We start from the raw sequence: 19,374 nt of genomic DNA, 5'->3' as shown, positions 1-19,374 counted from the left end.
CATGAAAAAGATTGTAATCACCCTTATCTGCTGCATCGCAGGCGTAATGACGGTCACAGGCCAGTCGTCTGTTGTGACGATGAACAACAGTGCGCTTCGGTTGTCCTGGAAGAACGGAGCCACGGGCTGGCAGCTGGAACATATTGCTGTGAACAGCAAACAGGGATGGCAGTCATTGCCGCATGCCAGCGGGGAATACACGCTGTTGTACAGTGCGGAGAAACCGGACAACAAACCCTTACCCCTATACGATAAAGCTGGTAATAAACTCGTTTTCCCCGAGCCACAATACCGGTATATTATTCCGGTGTGGGAATCAGCCTTGTCACCGGTGCCGATGAATACAGCGGGTACCGCGCTTCATTTTTACCCTGCTGCGGTCACTAAGGCAGCAGATGGCTCACTGTCGTTTACCAGTGAGAACAATACAGCGGTATTGACTGCCAGCTGGCGCCTCGATCCGGCTTTTCCCGGTGATATCTGCGTGACGATGAACCTGCGTGCAAAGAGCGCCGGGTACTATTCACTGGCTACGCCCACGCTGGCAACTATGCAGGAACAGGATTTGCAGTGGGCGGGCATCCCCGGTTATTTTCAGAGTGATCATATAGAGAAAGATTTTATCAAAGCCTATGCGTATATGCAGGGCATCCCGGACAAACCTGTCATTGTGCGGGAGCGGACCGCTACTACCCTGGCGCCTTTTGTCCAGACCCGTCAACAGTTGACGCTGGCCGTGATACCGGCGCCGGGCATAGCCCGCGATCCATGGGAGAAAGATAAACGCAGCAATAGCAACTGGCAGCTGGGCCTCTCGCTGATGAACCGTAAAGCAGCACTGACACCCACAGCTTATCATCCGGTGCTGGGTGAGAAAGGATCGTACCTGCAAAAAAACGATACGGTGAGTTTTACTTTCCGTTACAGTCTCCAGCCTGCCGATTGGTACACGGTGTATAAACATGCCGTGAATGATATCTACCGCTTCCCTGATTTTTTGTCGCTGAAGAAAACAAAACAGTCCCTCACCAGCCGTATCCTCCGGATGCATCATTACCTAGTGGATGACAGCACTTCTATGTGGAAGGTGGAAAACTACAAAGGGGTGGACATCGGCGCACAGGCCTACCTGGGCGGTGTTTACGGTGCTGATAAAGATGCCTTTAAAAACTCCGATTATGGCGCCATGTGGATGCTGGCGAATATCACACAGGATAGTGTGTTGCAGCGGACACGCCTGCCTTATGCGCGTAATTTTAAACTGATGCAGCAGGAGCAGCAGCCTGGTTTTTTCCACGGCGCAGCTGCCGGTCAGTATTACCTGTCTAAAAGCCGCCAGTTCACCGAAGAGTGGGGCCCTTATGTAGAGCCAATTGGCACGACGTACTACATGATGATGGATATCGGTAATGTACTGCTTTTTAACCCTCACGATACTACGCTGCAAAGGGCGCTGCGCACAGCGGCCGACAGGCTGCTGGCCTGGATGGGGCCTGCTGGTAAATGGGCGGTAGCGTATGATCATGCTACCGGTAAGCCGCTGTTTACGGAAGTGGAAGACCTGCGGCCTACCTTTTATGGATTGCTGATAGCTTATAAGATTTTGGGTGATCAAAAATACCTGTATGCAGCAAAGAAGGGTGCCGACTGGTACATTGCTAACGCCATTGAAAAAGGCTGTTTCCTTGGCGTATGCGGGGATGCGCGGTTTGTGCCCGACTTTGCCACAGGTCAGAGTGCCGGCGCCCTGCTGGAGCTTTATGAGGTGACCAAAGATTCCCGATACCGTCAGGCCGCCATTCAAACGGCGAAATTGTATACCACCTCCGTGTACACGCAACCGATACCTTCTATGGAGAAGAAGCTGGTGAACGGCCGGCAGCGGGAAGATTGGGAGATCAGCCAGGCTGGACTAAGCTTTGAGCACGGCGGCATCATGGGTTCTGCCAATCATCGCGGGCCTATTGCGCTGGCAAGTCATGCCGGCCTGTTTGTCCGCATGTTTGGTCTCACCCGTGATTCTCTGTTCCTCCATATGGCCCGTGCGGCGGCCCTCGGCAGAGACGCCTTTGTAGACAGTGCCACCAGCGTGGCTTCTTATTACTGGGATGCCATGAATAAAGGCGCCGGCCCTTATCCACATCATGCGTGGTGGCAGGTGGGATGGATTACCGATTACCTGTTGTCTGAAATACAACTGCGTTCGGGCGGTAACGTTACCTTTCCGCATGGATTCATTACGCCGAAGGTAGGCCCGCACCAGACGTATGGTTTCGCACCGGGCAAGGTGTACGGTACAACCGCGGATTTGCTGCTGCGCGAAGATATGCTGCAAGGCGCCAGTCCGTACCTGGATTACTATTGTGCCATCAACCGTAAAGAAAAGAAGCTTTTCCTGTTGTTGCTGAATAACAGCCATCTCCCTTTGAAAGAAACCCTCCAGGTGAATTATGACAGGGTGTTGGCCGGTAAAACACTGCGGGCAAAGAACATCATCTATATCAACGCAGCCGGTAAACAACGGCCTGCAAATATAACACAGGCTTTCCCGCTGGACATCGCTCCTTACGGGTTGAGTGTAATTGCCATTAACTATGAACTATAAACGTTTTTGCACGATATTTTCCGGCTGCCTGATGCTGCTGGTATCCGCGTATTCCCAAAGCCGGGAAGAGGCGGAGGAGAGGAGGCTTATTGCCGCTTCCCAGGCGGGCGCTTCGCCTTTGTATTTTAATCCGGGAGATACTACAGTACCCCTTGTGAGCACAGGTGACTATCATAACAGTAACGAGTGCACGGTGCGGGGCGGCCTGCCACATTTCTTCCGTAAAGCGGCAGCTGGTCAACCGCTCACCATCGGTTTTATCGGTGGCAGTATTACCCAGGGCAATCAATGTTACCGCCGGCAGACGGCGCGGTACATACAGTCCATGTTTCCGGATGCAGCCATGAAAGGCATTAACGCCGGTGTTTCCGGAACGGGCACGGACCTTGGCGCCTGCCGCCTGTATGATCAGCTGATGCAGTACCATCCCGACCTGGTGTTTGTGGAGTTTGCGGTGAATGGCGCCTGGCCTGACGGCATGGAAGGTATTATCCGCCAGATCAGGAAAACATCGCCACAGACAGACATCTGCCTGATCTATACAGTCAACATCGGACATACAAATGCATATGCGGCCGGTCAGATACCGGAACATATAAAGGGACTGGAACGGCTGGCGGTGCATTATGCGTTGCCTTCCATTCACCTCGGTATGGAACCTACTATGCTGGAACGGGAAGGAAAGCTGATATGGAAAAGCGCGACAGACGTGCCCGGAAAGATCGTTTACTCGCGTGACGGGCTGCATCCCATATGGGCCGGCGGTAATTTGTATGCCGCCGCTATCGCACGGGGCATGCGGAAGATACAGGCAGCCAATAGCGTAGAGCCGTCTGCGTTGCCAGCACCATTGTTGGTGGACAACTGGGAAGATGCGGGCATGTACGACCCGTTACAGATAGCCACTTTCGATAATGGCTTTAAAAAGACTGCCACGGACCAGCTGCCGCTGAAGCAGTTCCATAGCTGGTTTCCTTATGTGATGATGGCAGAGCAGCCTGGCGCTACTTTCACCTTTCATTTCACCGGCACCATGTTCGGCATCTTCGATATTGGTTGCCCGGAAACCGGTCAACTGGAAGCCATAGTAGACGGTAAGCGTATGAAACTGACCGCCCGCAATGCCAAAGGGGCGCGCTTTCTGAGCGAGGCGGAGGAGACCGACAGCAGTGGCAGCTTTACCATCAACCGGTTCAATAATTTTTGTAATAACCGTTATCGGGGCCAGTATGAGATGATCATCCTGCCACCGGGCAAACATACCGTCACTTTACGCCTGTCGTCCGAAAAGGCGGACAAACGTACGATACTGGGGCCTGAGCAACTGGAGGATATTACCAGTCATCCGGAGAAGTACGACCGTACCGTTGTATATATCGGCAAAATTTTATTGCGGGGAAAACCCGGCAAGTAATGCACCTGTTATGATGCGAAACCCTGGTGCAGCTTGTTGGGAACATTCCCGGTAAATGGGAATGTTCCCGGGATTTTTTGTGGCCGTAACGCTTGCCGTTGCCGGGCACAGGTTATTAATTTTGACTTGCACACTACTAAAATTATAACTGAAGAATCATGATTACATCCGGAACAACAGGAGACCGTGCTTTTCCCACAGTGGACATCAACGCAGACCTGGTGATCACAGGCGGCGGGCTGTCAGGCGTATGCGGCGCCATTACCGCCGCGCGGCAGGGACTGAAAGTGGTGCTGGTGCAAGACCGGCCCGTACTGGGCGGCAACGCAAGCAGTGAAGTCCGTTTATGGATACTAGGCGCCACTTCCCATATGGGCAACAACAATCGCTGGGCCCGCGAAGGCGGACTGGTAAATGAAATACTCGTGGAGAATACTTTCCGTAACCCGGAAAGTAACCCGGTGATTTTTGATATGATCCTGCTGGATAAAGTAACGCAGGAACCCAATATCACCCTGCTGCTGAATACCGCCGTATATGCTGTAGAGAAAAAAGACGAAGCTACTATCGGTGCGCTGAAAGCCTTTTGCAGCCAGAATCAGACAACTTATACCTTAACAGCCCCATTGTTTTGCGATGCCTCCGGCGATGGCGTGGTGGGCTTCCTGTCCGGCGCTGCTTTCCGCATGGGCGCCGAGAGCCGGGAAGAATTCGGGGAGAAATTCGCGCCTTCCGCTGAATACGGTGAGTTGCTGGGACATTCCCTTTATTTCTACAGTAAAGATACCGGTCGGCCGGTGAAGTACACCCCGCCCGCTTTTGCGCTGCATGACATCACCACTATCCCCAGGTTCAAATCTTTTAACGCCGGTGATTTCGGATGTAAGCTGTGGTGGATTGAATATGGCGGCCGGCTGGACACCGTACACGACACGGAAAAAATCAAATGGGAATTGTGGAAAGTAGTATATGGCGTGTGGGACTACATCAAGAATTCAGGCAACTTCCCGGAAGCCGAAACGCTTACCCTGGAGTGGGTGGGCATGATACCTGGCAAAAGAGAGAGCCGCCGCTTTGAAGGTGATTATATGATGGTACAACAGGATATCATCGAACAACGCACGCATGCTGATGCTGTGGCTTTCGGTGGCTGGTCGGTGGACCTGCACCCAGCCGATGGCGTTTTCAGTGAGAAACCTGGCTGTAACCAGTGGCACAGCAAAGGCATTTACCAGATACCTTACCGGAGCCTTTATAGCCGCAATATCCGCAACCTGTTCCTTGGTGGCCGTATCATCAGCGCCTCCCATGTGGCTTTTGCCTCCACCCGCGTAATGGCCACAGCAGCTTATGCCACGCAGGCCGCAGCCATGGCGGCCGCTATTTGCAAAGAACAACAGGTATTGCCTGCCGATGTTTTTCATAAGGGACTGGTGCCCATGCTGCAAAAGAGATTGCAGCAAACAGGTCAGCATATCCCCGGGCTTCCGCTACAGGATAAGGAAGATCTGGTACAAACCGCTACCATTGAAGCTTCCAGTGAATTGGTGTTTACCGGTTTCCCGGGAACGACTTTCACACAGCCGTTGCAGTTATCTGTGGCGCAGCTGCTGCCATTGCCGAAGGGCAGCATTGGGCCGATGGTGTTTCATGCAGATGCCACGGAAGCTACCACGCTGGAAGTGGAGCTGCGTATCACCAGCAGGAAGGGTAATCATACACCGGATGTTACGCTGGAGAAACAGTTCATCGCTCTGCAGCCGGGGAGGAACTGTGTGCCGCTCTCTTTCAATGCCGTGCTGGATGACAATCGTTACGCGTTTATCATCTTCCAAAAAAATCCGTTAGTACAACTACACCGCACCCATAAGCGGCTCACCGGCGTATTGTCCGTTTTTAATACGGTGAACAAAGCGGTTTCCAACTACGGTAAACAAACACCGCCTGAAGATATCGGCATGGAAGCTTTTGAATTCTGGTGTCCGCAGCGGCGTCCGGAAGGTCACAACATCGATCTGAAATACGAGGCTGGTATCCCGCTTTTCCAGGCGGAGAATATCCGTAACGGAACAGACAGGCCGGTCGGCAGTCCCAATGCCTGGGTGGCCGACTGGGCGGACCCTGCGCCGCAACTGGCACTCCGCTGGGATGCCCCTGTGACCATTCATCATATCGATCTTTTCTTTGATGGAGATTATGATCATCCTATGGAATCGGTGCTGATGACACATCCGGAAACCGTGATGCCTTTCTGTGTGCGTAACTACCGGATAAAAGACGCTGCAGGGCATGTGCTGGCCGAGGTGACCGGCAATTATCAAACACATAACCGGATACGGTTGTCACAGCCACTAACCACCGATCAATTGATACTGGAAGTGGAACATCCTTCCGCCGATATTCCAGCTGCTGTATTTGCGGTGCGCTGCTATGAATAAACCTGAACAACATCTTAGCCCAGGGCTTTAGCCCTGGGTGCTAGAATAGTTAACCCCGTTGTTTGTTCCATGTAACCCTTTGCTGTATTGTGTTTGAGAGACGCTCGTTGTTTGTGTGGCTATTTCAGCCATGTTAATTTTAGTAAAGAAGTGGTTAAATATAATGTAATCATCTACCCCGATGTGACCTAATTTCAACCCATCATCAGGAGACTAAAAAATAGTTATTGGGTCGAACGGATATCAACCACACAAAAAGGTGGCAGTGTAAAACTGTGCCTGTAATTTTTTGATCGCTTTAAAAGAACACAATACAGGTGTGCTGTTAAAAACGGCGCGCCCGGTAATTCACGTATACAAAAAACAGATCTATCGCTGTCTTAATGAAATCGCTTACAAGCACCGGCTGGCATATGGCCGGCTGATCATTCTATCAATTTAACACTTATGAAAAGACAATTCTTGATAGCAGTCATGCTGCTATTGGCGTTATCCATTGCCTATGCGCAAGCCCCGTTCATATCGGGTAAAATTACCAGTAAGGATGGTGCGCCGGTACCGGGGGCTTCTGTCCGCGTTAAGGGCGCCAATACCGGAGCCGCAGCTACGTCGGATGGTTCCTTCCGCATCGCTGCCAAAGAAGGAGATGTGCTGCTGGTAACAGCTATCGGTTACAACACCACTGAAATCAAAGTAGAAAAAAACGCGGTGGTTAATATCACACTGGACGAAAACTCCCGCCAGATCAACGAAGTACTGGTGACCGCGTTAGGTATTAAACGCGACAAACGGATGCTTACCTATAGCGTCGAAGAAGTAAAAGGCGCTGCACTGGTGGATGCCAAGCAGGATAACGTGGTGAGTGCCCTCGCCGGTAAGGTATCTGGCGTGCAGGTCACCAGCTCCAGCGGAGTGCCGGGCAGTTCCGCCAGGATCGTGATACGCGGCGCTACTTCACTGGTGGGCAACAACCAGGCGCTGTTTGTGATCGACGGTGTACCGATGGACAACAGCGAGGCAGGTAACCCTAACGGATCTATGTATTCCGGTGGTACCGTTAACCGTGGCGGCGATATCGATCCTAATATCATCGAAAGCATGACGGTGTTGAAAGGTGCTGCTGCTACAGCTTTGTACGGTTCTGCCGCTGCAAGGGGCGCGGTGCTGATCACTACTAAAAATGGCACTGGAAAAGGTAAACAGGGTAAACCCAACCTGACCTTCAGCAGCAGCTATTCTTTCCAGAATCCCATTCTGCCGAAGTTCCAGGATAAATATGCCCAAGGTAATAATGGTAAATACGACGATGGCAACGCCGGCGTCCGTAACTCTTCCTCCTGGGGACCAGCCATCGATACCTTGAAAGTGAATGGCGTGCCGGTAAAAAAGCATAATCCCGTGAAAGAGTTTTTCAGGACCGGTCATACCACCGATAACAATATTAACGTTTCCGGCTATACGGACCGTTCCAACTATATGGTGTCCTATTCTTACCTGAAGACCAACGGCACCATACCCAATACGGATTACAGCCGGCATTCACTGTTTGTAAAATATGGCGTTAAATTGCTGGACAACCTGCAGCTGTCTACCCAGTTCAACTATATCCAGTCAGAGAACCATCGTTACCTGGAAGGTAACAACTTCGTGAATCCTTTGTGGACAGTTTACGGAGCACCCATCTCCTGGGACCCGTATCCTACTGTGAACGAAGACGGTTCGCAGCGTGTATACCGTAACTCGCGTAACAACCCCTACTGGATATTGGACAATACCGGCCTGCGCGATCGTAACAATCGCATCATCCCTGTAGTTACCCTCAGCTACACACCACTATCATGGCTTACAGTCACAGAACGTGTAGGCGTAGATATGTATGTGACTACCACCGATTATCACGAAGCTCCCGGCGCCGAAGGATGGGGCAACAACGGCAGTACGCCTGTTAACGGCCAGATGTATAAACGTGACATCAAGAGTCAGCAGTTTAACCACGACCTGATGCTGGAAGCCAAAAAGGAATTCAACAATGACCTGTTCGGTAGCCTGTTGATCGGTAATAACATCCTGGTTAACTATAACGACAATAATTATGTACAGGGCGTGGGTATCTCTGTAGAAAAACTGTATAACATCACCAATTTTGCGGAGGTGACTTCCAGCTATAACTACTATCGTACAAGGAAAGTAGGGTTCTATGCACAGGCCAACCTGGAATATAAGCGTATGCTTACCCTCGCACTCACCGGCCGTTATGACGGCAGCTCCGTGTTGTCCAAAGATAACCAGTTTTATCCCTATGGATCAGCCAGCGTAGGCTTTGTGTTTACAGAACCACTGAAAATGGCGGATAACCCAATTTTCAATTTCGGTAAAGTAAGAGTGTCTTATTCTGCGGTTGGTAATGACAACGTAGGCCCTTATTCCCTCAGCAATCCCTTCTTCAGGGCTTCTCCGGGTGTGAACTTCCCATTCTTTGGCCAGAACGGCTATACGCTTACCAGCACCTATGGTTTCCCGCTGCGTAACGAAAAGCTGAAAGAATTTGAAGTAGGGTTGGAGACTAAATTTTTCCGTAACAGAGCCTCTCTCGAAGTATCTTATTTCGATAAGAAAAGCACTGACCTGTTGACACCCGGTTCACCGGTTTCACCTGCCACTGGTTTCACCGGCGCTTCACTGAATGCGGGTTCTATGCAGAACAAAGGGGTGGAAGTAACACTGGGCATCACGCCGGTTAAAACCGCTAACCTCACGTGGAACGTCAACATCAACTATACAAAGATTACCAACAAGGTGCTTAGCCTGGCCGACGGGGTAAACTACATTCAGTTTGCCGGCTTCAACAGCCCGGGCATATTTGCCTATGCCAACCAGCCTTATGGTGTGATCTACGGCAACTATTACCTGCGTAATGAAAACCATCAGCTGATCATCGGTGATAATGGTTACCCTATTATCAGCACTGAACTTGGTCCCATTGGTAACGCCACGCCGAAATGGCTGGGCGGCGTTTCCAGCTCCCTGAACTACAAAGGCCTTACTTTCTCCTTTGTACTGGACCATCGCCATGGTGGTGACGTGATCAACCTCGACAACTCTTATCTCTATTTCTATGGTACTGCAAAAGCAACGGAGAACAGAGGTGAAACCGTTGTGTTGCCGGGCGTAAAACAATCTACCGGTAAGGAGAATGATATTCCCATCAAGCTGGATGAAGCGTACTACAGAAATTCATACTCCAAGGTGAGCGAAAGCAGCGTGGAAGATGGTTCTTTCCTGAAGCTGCGCCAGGTGTCCCTGAGCTATGACCTTGCCTCTTCGCTGTTAAAGAACAGAGGTTTCCGTTCAATGGTATTGTCTGTGACCGGTACCAACTTCATTCTGCATAAAAACTATACCGGCTCTGATCCGGAGGTGAGCCTCGATGGTGCCGGTAACGGGCAGGGTTTCTCCAACTTCAACGTGCCTTCCAACCGCAGTGTGGTGTTAGGTCTGAAAGTATCCTTTTAATGAATATTTAAAGCTAACTACATGAAAATAATTAGAACACTCGCCTTTATGGGTTGTGCAGTGCTCCTGACCACCGGGTGTAAAAAATTCCTGGATATTAACGATGATCCCAATAATCCGCTGAAAGTCAGTGAAGCGTTGATACTGTCTCCCGTGGAAGTAGCCACCGCCAGCCAGGTGATGGGCGGTGCCAGCAACTCCAATACCAATGTTATTTCCTATTGGATGCAGCACCTGTCATTAAACCAGCAGTCGCCCAATCTGGAATCTTATTTTATGACCAGTGTAGATGCGAACAGTGCCTGGGGCGGCGCCTTGTATACCACCATATTTCAGAATCTATACCTGATGAACAATCAGGCCACCGCTGCAAAGCGTTACCAGTACGTAGCGATCGGCAAAACATTGTTTGCCTACAATCTCGCCATCACTACCGACTTGTGGAACAACATCCCGTATTCCGAGGCATTCAAAATGCCACAGGTGACCAAGCCTAAGTACGACAGCCAGGAATCGATATATAATGTTATCCAGCAGACGCTTGACAGCGCATTGTATTACATGGACCAGCCAGTGAGCAAGATCGCTCCCGGAGAAGACGATTTTATTTACCAGGGTGATATGGCCCAATGGAGGAAACTGGTGTACACCCTTAAAGCCCGCTATTATCTGCGGCTGACGAAAGCGCCCGGTCATACTGCCGCTCAACAGGCGGATAATGCACTCGCCGTGCTGGCAAAAGGTTTCGGCGGTAACACAGATAATGCTTCTGTACCTTATCCGGGTACCGGCAACACATCGAATCCATGGTATGTTCTTAACAGGGCAGCTACAGGAGGCGTGGTACTGGGACAGTCATTCATAGATTCCCTGAAGTCCCGCCAGGACCCCCGGTTATCGATCATCGCCGCTAAAAACAACAACGGAGAGTATGTTGGCCGCAATGTGAACGATGCACCGGTGTCTGATGTGCATACGTTGTCGACTATCAACAGTTTTTACGCCGGTGCTACCTCAAAGCTGTTTCTCATTACTTATAGTGAGGCGCTGTTCCTGAAGGCAGAAGCCACGTTCATCAAACAGGGCGCAGCTGCAGCAGAACCTATCTACCGGGATGCTATTGCCGCGCACATGTCAATGTTGGGTGTAGAGCCCGCAGCGCAGACGGCATACATCTCTTCACGGCCGGCACTTGACGCTGCCAATGCCATAAAGCATATTATCACTGAAAAGTATATAGCTAATTTCCTGTCGCCCGAAGTGTACAACGACTGGCGGCGTACCGGGTATCCGCAGCTGAAGCCATACATCGGCAGTACCGCGAAAGGTATTCCGAGAAGATGGCCTTACCCGGCAGTGGAAGAACTGACGAATCCACAACCAGATCAAAAGGCAACCATCAACGATCGTGTCTGGTGGGATACGAATAACTAGAAGGAAAAATGGACAAGGCTGGCTGTTTAGCCGGCCTTTCTTTATTGCTGGAAAAAGCGATCACCGGTAGTGTTGCGCGGGTCGATCAGCGATCTGTTGCTGTAAGTGGCCCGCTCAAACTCGTCGATGTTGACAGACAGAAACGAAACATCCGGCAGTAACGGCGCCAGCTGGCGGGTGATTGTCCTGGAGAGGTTGGCCTGTTCAGCAGTGGTACGCCCGCCCATGATGCTGCCAAAAATGTGCAGGAAGCTGTTTTTGCCTGTTCCCAGCTTGTAAAGTTCGTAGGGCTGTAACCGTACCTTGATATCATTTTCAGCAAAAAGGCCGGTCGATTCTGCCGCCCGGTAAACGGTGTCCATGATAACTTCCGCCGGTTGCATGTCCAGTACATTTTGGGAGCATTCTATCACGAAATGGGGCATATGCAGCATGATTTAGTGGTCTTCAAATTTAACGATAACCGTTTAATTGACGGATTTAGTTATTTTAATCCCCGATAATCTGTACTTATTACGGTTTTATAAACACAACCTACAACCTGATGAAATATTGTTTAACGGTTTTTCTGCTTATGATGGCGAGCCATGTCATGCTTGCCCAACATCAATTTGGTACCTCCCGTCAGCTTTTTAAGGTAGATGATAAGGTTTTTGCTACCCCCGCTATCTATGGTGAATCCATTCTCGTAGCCGGGATGAACGGCCGCCTGCATGCGATCGAAAAGAAGACGGGCGCCCTAAAATGGACTGCTGCGGTAGAAAAGGGGATCGCTACCGGTCTGACCGTATCCGGCAGCACTGTCTTTGCCGGTAGTTATGACGGCCACTATTACGCCTTCGATGCACGTACCGGGAAAGAGGTTTGGAAGTTCCGTACCGGCGGCGAGCGCATGATCGGCGCCAAAGGACTATGGGCCATGATGCCCGACACGATGTACATGGAAGACCAGTATGATCTTTATCTGTCTACTCCCGCCACGGATGGAGCTTCTGTTTACTTCGGCAGCAGCGACAGCTGTATCTACGCTCTCAATAAATCCACCGGGAAGCTGCGCTGGAAATTCAAAACCAACGGACCGGTGCATGGCGGCGCTGCCTGTGCGCAGGGTATCGTGCTCGCCGGCAGCTGGGACACTTACGTATATGCGTTGGAGGCAGCTTCGGGTAAACTGCTGTGGAAGTTCAAAACAAGGGAGGACCTGACGTATCACCACGTGCTGGAAGGAATACAGGCAGCACCCGTGGTCACCGGCAACAAGGTATATATCGGTGCCAGGGATGCCCGGTTGTATGCGCTGGACCTCCGTACCGGTAACAAACAATGGGAGTACAGCGCCGGCGATGCCTGGATTGTAGGCGCTGCTACGGTGGCTAACGGGCACGTATATGTGGGCACGTCCGACAGTTACCTGATGGTAGGCCTGGATGCCGCCACCGGGAAAGAACTGCATCGTCACAAAGGTGGTGGTTATGTTTTCAGCGCACCGGCATTGTCAGGTAAAGCATTGTGCTATGGCGATTTCACCGGCAGGCTTTTCCTGATGAATACAAACAAACCTCAACAGGTAGATAGTTTTGATACGCCCGGCCGGAAACAACTGGCCGCACAGCACCTGGACAGTACCGGCCGTATCCGCTTCCGGCATCTGGCCGCAGGTGCTGACCCGGGGTTGTTTTCCACTACGGTGGCTGTTATGAACAAGTTGTATGAACTGGAACCGTTTGCGACAGCACCTGTGATAGAAGGTAATATTGTATACGCGGTTACGGCCAGTGGCCGGTTGTATGCCGTTGAACTGAAATAAAGTTGCAGTAGAGAAGAGAGGGTGTCCGTTGCTATCGGCACCCTCTTTTTTGTGCGGACTAACCGCTCCTACAAATTCATATATTGGTAACACACCCCTGTCAGTGCATCTGCTCAAATCATTCTAATTTAGCGCATTAAACCAGGTCTTTCGTGCCGCAACAAGATATTCAGCAGAACATAGCTTCCTGGCTGCAAGGTGATCACACACAATACGAAGCCATTTTTTTCCATTACCATCCCCGTTTATATAAATACATTGTCCGTTTCATCAAGGACCATGAATGGGCGGAGGAGATGGTGATGGATGTTTTGTATAAGGTATGGGAGAAACGGAAAGACATCCAGGCAGAGACCTTTGAAAATTATATGTTCACCATCGCCCGTAATCTGCTGATCAGTGCGTGGCGAAAAAAAGTAGACAGCTTATTGTCGCTGGACGAGGCCGCACAAACCCCTGCGGAATCGGGCTTAGACTCACTTGTATACAAAGAGCTGGAACATGTGTACCAGCAAAGCCTTGCTGCTTTGCCCCGGCAGCGCCGTCGTATATTCCTGTTGCACCGGCAGGAAAATTTGAGCTACCGCCAGATCGCGGAACAACTGCAATTATCTCCCAAAACAGTAGAAAATCAAATGGCCAGCGCCCTCAAACACCTGCGGGAAGCCATGATGCGCTACCTGAACAGCGTTATCCTCTGACAGGTAGTGTTAACAAATTGTTACCCAATGGGGGAAAAGACCTATGCCTGCGTATGCACCAGTGTATTCAATTACTACCGGCATGTCACAGCAGAAAGCAGCAGACCAGGCATTGTTCAAACAATATCTGGATGGGGAATGTACCAAAGAGCAATTGCTCATCATTCAGCAGTACCTTACCGATAAGGCCTATACGGAAAGCATACAAAGCCTGATGGCTGCGGAATGGCAACAGATACAGGCGGAGCAGCACGTTGCAACGTCTTCGTTACAGGACCGCTATCAGCTGTTTTTAGCCAAAACGCATCAGACAACACCGGTCCGCAGCCTGTGGGCTGGCTGGCGACGTGTAGCCGCTGCCGTGACCCTGTTGTTAGTATCCGGTGCTGCTGCCTACCATTGGTATAGCACGCCATCAAAGGTGTCCAAGGTCGCCGGTCAGTGGACGCTGCTGGAAAACCCGCCAGGCAAAAGGTCCCGCATATTACTCCCGGATAGTTCTATCGTATATCTCGCCGGAGGTAGTAAACTTCGCTACCCCGCTGGTTATGGCAACAATCACCGTCAGCTGTTCCTGGAAGGGGAAGCCTATTTTATGGTGAAGCATGATACCACACCGTTTAAAGTAACGACCGGTAAGATTACCACGGTCGATGTAGGTACCGCTTTTAATATCCGTTTTCTGAAAAATCAACCGGAAATCAGCATAGCCGTGGCGGAAGGTATGGTGGATGTGGTAAGCCCTTCTCACCAGTTGGCCAGTCTCACCCGCTTGCAACAATTGCGCTACAATATATACACGGGCGCCACCAAAAGAACATTGCTGGAGCATGAAGCGCAGATAGGCAGCTGGCGGGAAGGCGTACTGGTATTCAGGAACCAGCCGCTGCGGGAAGTCGCTGCTGAACTGGAAAGATTTTATGGTGTCACGATCCGTTTTGTACAACCGGATTTGGCGGACATTTCCATGATCACCACCTTCAGAAATGTTCCCCTGCACGAAGCGCTGAATATCTTATCGCTGACCGCCATGGTACACTGCAAACAGGAAGGAAATGTGGTGAAAATCAGCAGGACGAAATAAAAAATCCGTTCCATGATGAGACGGAACGGATAAAGACAGTCACTAAAGGCCACGGGAGGGCAATCCATATGGCCATTGTCATAACCATCAAACAGTCATTAAAAGTATGAAAAAAAAGCGAACCATCGCCAGTCATGTGGTGGTCCGGTGCATCTACCACATGGTGTTGCTGCTGACTTGTACCCTTACAGGTCTCAGCCTGACAGCACAGGACATCAACAAGAAACTAAATGTGAATTTCAAAAATGCCACCTTACAGGAAGTGAGCGCAGGACTGGAAAAATTGTCCGGCTATGCTTTTTCCTATACAGCCGGCAGCGCACGCGACTATGGTAAAAATGTTACACTGTCATTGAACAATGTCACTATCACACAGGTGCTGGAACAACTTTTCCAGGGCAGCCCGCTGAATTACCTGATAAAGGGAAATATGATCTATCTGCGCCCTAACCCGGCCTATCACAAGCCCGGCGCCAAAGGCGCGCTGAAGGGAAGGGTAGTGGATTTTGAAACCTCCCAACCGCTGATCGGCGCCACTGTGCAGCTGGCAGGAACAACCTACGGCGTGGTGACCGATGAAAAAGGATTTTACCGATTGGAGAATGTTCCCGCAGGTAATTATGACATCGTTATCAGTTATGTAGGTTATAAGCGGGATGTACTGAGCCGCATTGCGGTGGATGAAAATAAAGAAAGAAGCTATGACATCAAGTTACAGGCAGGAGGCTCGCTGAAAGAAGTAGTCGTAGACGCCGGTCCCCGTAAAGTAAGGGCGGTTACGCATAATACGGAGCGGCAGTTGCTGCAGGAAATCCGTGGTGCTACCGGCGTGGTATCTGGTATCTCCAATGAAATGATCAGCAAAACGGCTGACAGGAACGCGGCGGAAGTAGTGAAACGTATCTCCGGTGTTACCGTGATGGACGATCGTTTTATTGTAGTGCGTGGTATGAATGAACGCTATAACCTTACCTATCTGAATGGAAGCATTGCGCCCGCTACAGAGTTATATAGCAAAGCCTTTGCGTATGATTTGTTGCCCAGCAGTATCATTGACCGTATCCTCGTGTATAAGTCTCCGGTAGCGGACCTGGCTGCCGATTACGCCGGTGCCGGTGTGAAGATTTATACCAAAAATGCCATGCCGGTAAGACACCTGGACGTAGGCGTGCAGATAGCGCACCGCCCGGGATCTACTTTCACTGATATCAATAGCTACAACGGAGGGAAGTATGACTTTCTTGGTTTCGATGATGGTTCCCGTAAACTGCCATCCTTTTCACCGGATTATTTTAATTCCAGCCAGACAAAAACAAGTGTAACACAGGCTGACATGGTAAAGGAGTTCTCTCCTGTTTTAGCTTACGGTTCCCGGAAAAGCAGCCCTGATCTGCAGTTCTTTCTGAATTACTATGATGCCTACCAGCTGGGTGGCAAAAAACAGTTGTACAACCTGACCTCAGTGACCTATACCAAAGAGACGAAGTTTTATGACAATTACCGTCAGCTGGGTAATACCAATGCTTATAACGGACCTGTGGATACCACCAGCGTGCAAAATGATGCTGACAAAAATATCGTTATGAACAGCCGTCAGACCACAGAAATTGGCAAAATCAATGTGATGGAGAACCTGACGCTTAAGCTGAATGACAAACATCAGTTTTCGTTCAATAACTTTTTTGTGAATGAAGGCCGCCGGTTAACATCTATCAATAACAGCCATGGCAATTCACCGGAAGAAATATGGAAGAAATATGGAATCAACCGGGATATCATATTGTCATTCCAGCAGCGTATGCTGTATGCCGGCAATCTTATGGGTAAACACACGCTGGGCGCCAGTGGGAAACATGACATTAACTGGAACCTGAGTTATACGTTTGACAGGCAGGACGTACCGGATCTGCGGATCATGCATTTCTACCGCCGGCCTACTGCTATAGAAGCGGAAGATTATGGTTTTACCTCTCCTGTAACGGGATTCGGCGGTATGATGGCCCGATTGTTTATCCGCAACCAGGAAAATGTATACAATGCGTCTGTGGATTACACCTGGCAGCTACACCCTAAGTTCACGCTGAAAGCAGGTACCTTTCAGTTATATAAATTGAGGCAGGTGGGAAGGCGTGTGTTTTGGGTTAACCGCGGCGGACTGTCTGCGGGAAATATGTTTGTGCAGCCTAACAACGATCCGGAGATGGGCTGGCTTAATGATTGGGGACATAACGACTGGAACATCCAGTCCTATCGCCAGCAGGACTTACCGAAGTTGTGGAATACCGCTAATTTCCGGGATGACAATACCGGTCTGAAAATATATGATCTGACCACTCCAGTTGATGCCTATACCGCCAGTGAGCAGAATAATGCCTTCTACGCCATGGCTGATGGAAAAATATTGGGTGATAAATTAACGCTGAATGCAGGGGTAAGGGTGGAATATGACCGCCAGTATTTGTCCGGAGCCATAGAATACTCAGGAGTGATTGCATCCATACCGGTTGATAAGCGTAAAACAATGGTACTCCCTTCTTTCAATGTCTCCTTCCGCCCTGATTCATTGTTTGTAGTGCGTGCCGGTTATGGACGTACCCTGAATCGCCCGGAATTCAGGGAGATCACGCCTTACAACGACTATGACTATCAATCCAATGAGTTTATCTGGGGAAACCCTAAGACGGTTACGGCAACCATCGATAACTATGATCTTCGTTTTGAGTTCTATCCGAATAGCAGGGCACATAATGAGGTGTTTAATCTTGGTGTGTTTTATAAACACCTGAAAGACCCGATTGAAAGATTCCGTAAAGATGTGAATACCGCCCGGTACAATGATAGTTATTATAATACTACCATCACTTTTGGAAATGCTGTTTCAGCCGAGATTTATGGTGTGGAACTGGAGGTGAAAAAAAGTCTGAGCTTTATACCGGGTGCGTTGTTCCGCAACCTCTCCGTAATGGTCAATGGAACATTGGTTAAAAGCACTACGATAGAAAGGGTCCAGAACGAAATTTATTGGGACACTGCTACGGTATCCGGTACGCCGTTACAAGGACAATCTCCCTATGTGCTGAATGCAGGCATGTTTTATGAGAATCCAGGATGGGGAACTAAAATTGGATTGGTATATAATGTAAGCGGGCCCCGTATCTATACTAAAAGTGTGTTCATCAGCCCGAAGTATGAAGACTATGCGAAGCGGATACGCCCTGACCTGTTGGAAGTTCCCCGTCATTTACTCGATTTGTCAGTTACCCAACGTATCGTAAAATCGTTACAGGCAAAATTCAGTATACAGAATCTGCTGGCTGAACCGGTGCGCATTGTGGAAGATTATGGGCGTGATCAGCGGTATGATAAAGAAAAACAGGTCTTAGGCCGGGATGGAAAATTAGTATACAAGGGAGATAACATCTTCAACAGTTATAATCCCGGCCGGTATTTTATTCTATCCTTATCCTACGCATTTTAATAACAGGTTTTTACCGATAAAAGAGATTTCATGAAAACGATAAACAAAAGCACCTGGCTGACAGCTATAGTGGGATGTATGATAGTGGCGGCATGTAGCAAAGAGGTGACCGTACCGGAGATGGAAGATGGGAAGATCAGTTTTTACAACGCCTCGGAAAAACTGCGGGATGAGACGAAATCACCAATAGGCGGCAATAGAATTTTTGTGCTCGTTGACAGTAAGGACACTAATTATGTGCCTGTCGACGCCATATATAAACATCCTTTTTTCTCGGAAGAGAATCCGTATCAGTACCCTCAGCCATTGTCCTATAACAATAAACAGCTGGTCCAGTGGCAGGTGTATATGCGTATGGCGGCTGGCAAACATACGTTGTTGCTGACAGATAGCAGTCACCGCACATTGATCAATAGCGAGGTAACTACTGCTAATGGACAGCCGGTAACGGTTTTCTACGCCGATAAAGATGGGGTGTTCTCCACCTGGGCTGTACCGGACCACCTGCAATGGGAAGACAACAAGGTACGGTTGCGGATGATGAACTTCTGCCCTGATGGCGCTCCTGTCTTTTTTACGATTAACGGCAGCGTGCCAACGGAATATGCTGCTGAAACAAAATATGGAGATATACAGGACTTTAAGTCCTTTGCGGCTAAGCCGCTGGATACCATGCGTATTAAGTTCTACCAGGCTACCGATAAGGAAAATCCTGTTGCAGCCACCACGCTGTATATGGAGGCAGGGCATTCCTATACGGTCCTGCTGCGTGGATACGCCAATGCTCATACCTATATTGATCCTGTTACAAAACAGCAAGTAAGTATGCCAGCTACGTTAAAGGCAACTGCCATTAAAAACTATTAATGAACTGTGTTAACAGCATAAAACGAATGAACG

At 49.8% G+C, this 19,374-nt stretch carries 11 protein-coding genes; 10 read left to right on the top strand and 1 reads right to left on the bottom strand.

Translation table 11 applies throughout. The annotated features are described in order from the left end of the window. Window position 1: 1 nt before the first annotated feature. From HHL17_RS28070 to HHL17_RS28050, 5 genes are all read left to right on the top strand, one after another. Window positions 2–2,605 (top strand): glycerophosphoryl diester phosphodiesterase, encoded by a 2,604-nt coding sequence (locus HHL17_RS28070; RefSeq protein ID WP_169228141.1) that lies wholly within the window; start codon window positions 2–4, stop codon window positions 2,603–2,605. Beyond that, a complete protein-coding gene (locus tag HHL17_RS28065; protein ID WP_169228140.1) occupies window positions 2,595–4,019 on the top strand; it encodes an SGNH/GDSL hydrolase family protein in 1,425 nt (474 codons plus the stop codon). The genes HHL17_RS28070 and HHL17_RS28065 overlap by 11 nt, the downstream gene beginning before the upstream one ends. Before the next feature lie 158 nt (window positions 4,020–4,177). Beyond that, the gene (locus HHL17_RS28060; RefSeq protein WP_169228139.1) at window positions 4,178–6,457 is read left to right on the top strand and encodes an FAD-dependent oxidoreductase; all 2,280 of its coding nucleotides are present in this window, start codon (window positions 4,178–4,180) and stop codon (window positions 6,455–6,457) included. 447 nt (window positions 6,458–6,904) lie between these two features. Then, on the top strand, window positions 6,905–9,970 hold the full coding sequence (locus HHL17_RS28055; RefSeq protein ID WP_169228138.1) for a SusC/RagA family TonB-linked outer membrane protein: 3,066 nt from the start codon (window positions 6,905–6,907) through the stop codon (window positions 9,968–9,970). Window positions 9,971–9,991: 21 nt separating this feature from the next. Then, window positions 9,992–11,404 carry a SusD/RagB family nutrient-binding outer membrane lipoprotein gene (locus tag HHL17_RS28050; RefSeq protein WP_169228137.1) on the top strand — a complete coding sequence of 471 codons (1,413 nt, stop codon included), beginning with the start codon at window positions 9,992–9,994 and terminating at the stop codon, window positions 11,402–11,404. Between the two features lie 41 nt (window positions 11,405–11,445). Here HHL17_RS28050 and HHL17_RS28045 read toward each other — a convergent pair whose 3' ends face one another. After that, entirely contained in the window at window positions 11,446–11,829 is a 384-nt protein-coding gene (locus tag HHL17_RS28045) for a 5-carboxymethyl-2-hydroxymuconate Delta-isomerase (protein ID WP_169228136.1), read from the bottom strand. Window positions 11,830–11,948: 119 nt separating this feature from the next. On the opposite strand from HHL17_RS28045, the gene HHL17_RS28040 reads away from it, so the two are divergent. From HHL17_RS28040 to HHL17_RS28020, 5 genes are all read left to right on the top strand, one after another. Then, window positions 11,949–13,211 carry an outer membrane protein assembly factor BamB family protein gene (locus HHL17_RS28040; RefSeq protein ID WP_169228135.1) on the top strand — a complete coding sequence of 421 codons (1,263 nt, stop codon included), beginning with the start codon at window positions 11,949–11,951 and terminating at the stop codon, window positions 13,209–13,211. Between the two features lie 152 nt (window positions 13,212–13,363). Beyond that, on the top strand, window positions 13,364–13,912 hold the full coding sequence (locus tag HHL17_RS28035; protein WP_169228134.1) for an RNA polymerase sigma-70 factor: 549 nt from the start codon (window positions 13,364–13,366) through the stop codon (window positions 13,910–13,912). Window positions 13,913–13,994: 82 nt separating this feature from the next. After that, complete coding sequence (locus tag HHL17_RS28030; RefSeq protein WP_169228133.1) at window positions 13,995–14,996, top strand: FecR family protein; 1,002 nt, start codon at window positions 13,995–13,997, stop codon at window positions 14,994–14,996. A 106-nt stretch (window positions 14,997–15,102) separates the two neighbouring features. Next, window positions 15,103–18,474, top strand: coding sequence for a TonB-dependent receptor (locus tag HHL17_RS28025; protein WP_169228132.1), 3,372 nt, complete (start codon window positions 15,103–15,105; stop codon window positions 18,472–18,474). 30 nt (window positions 18,475–18,504) lie between these two features. Next, window positions 18,505–19,341, top strand: a complete 837-nt coding sequence (locus HHL17_RS28020; protein WP_169228131.1) for a DUF4397 domain-containing protein — start codon at window positions 18,505–18,507, stop codon at window positions 19,339–19,341. The last annotated feature ends 33 nt before the right edge of the window (window positions 19,342–19,374 follow it).

The organism is Chitinophaga fulva, assembly GCF_012927205.1.
Classification (GTDB): Bacteria; Bacteroidota; Bacteroidia; order Chitinophagales; family Chitinophagaceae; genus Chitinophaga; species Chitinophaga fulva.
Note: the sequence above shows the minus strand (reverse complement) of the source record. Positions and strands in the feature narration are given on the sequence as shown.

Excerpts from the sequence above, each read along its gene's own strand:
- HHL17_RS28070 (WP_169228141.1), top strand. The coding sequence starts at position 2 with ATGAAAAAGATTGTAATCACCCTTATCTGCTGCATCGCAGGCGTAATG.
- HHL17_RS28065 (WP_169228140.1), top strand. The coding sequence starts at position 2,595 with ATGAACTATAAACGTTTTTGCACGATATTTTCCGGCTGCCTGATGCTG.
- HHL17_RS28060 (WP_169228139.1), top strand. The coding sequence starts at position 4,178 with ATGATTACATCCGGAACAACAGGAGACCGTGCTTTTCCCACAGTGGAC.
- HHL17_RS28055 (WP_169228138.1), top strand. The coding sequence starts at position 6,905 with ATGAAAAGACAATTCTTGATAGCAGTCATGCTGCTATTGGCGTTATCC.
- HHL17_RS28050 (WP_169228137.1), top strand. The coding sequence starts at position 9,992 with ATGAAAATAATTAGAACACTCGCCTTTATGGGTTGTGCAGTGCTCCTG.
- HHL17_RS28045 (WP_169228136.1), bottom strand. The coding sequence starts at position 11,829 with ATGCCCCATTTCGTGATAGAATGCTCCCAAAATGTACTGGACATGCAA.
- HHL17_RS28040 (WP_169228135.1), top strand. The coding sequence starts at position 11,949 with ATGAAATATTGTTTAACGGTTTTTCTGCTTATGATGGCGAGCCATGTC.
- HHL17_RS28030 (WP_169228133.1), top strand. The coding sequence starts at position 13,995 with ATGTCACAGCAGAAAGCAGCAGACCAGGCATTGTTCAAACAATATCTG.
- HHL17_RS28025 (WP_169228132.1), top strand. The coding sequence starts at position 15,103 with ATGAAAAAAAAGCGAACCATCGCCAGTCATGTGGTGGTCCGGTGCATC.
- HHL17_RS28020 (WP_169228131.1), top strand. The coding sequence starts at position 18,505 with ATGAAAACGATAAACAAAAGCACCTGGCTGACAGCTATAGTGGGATGT.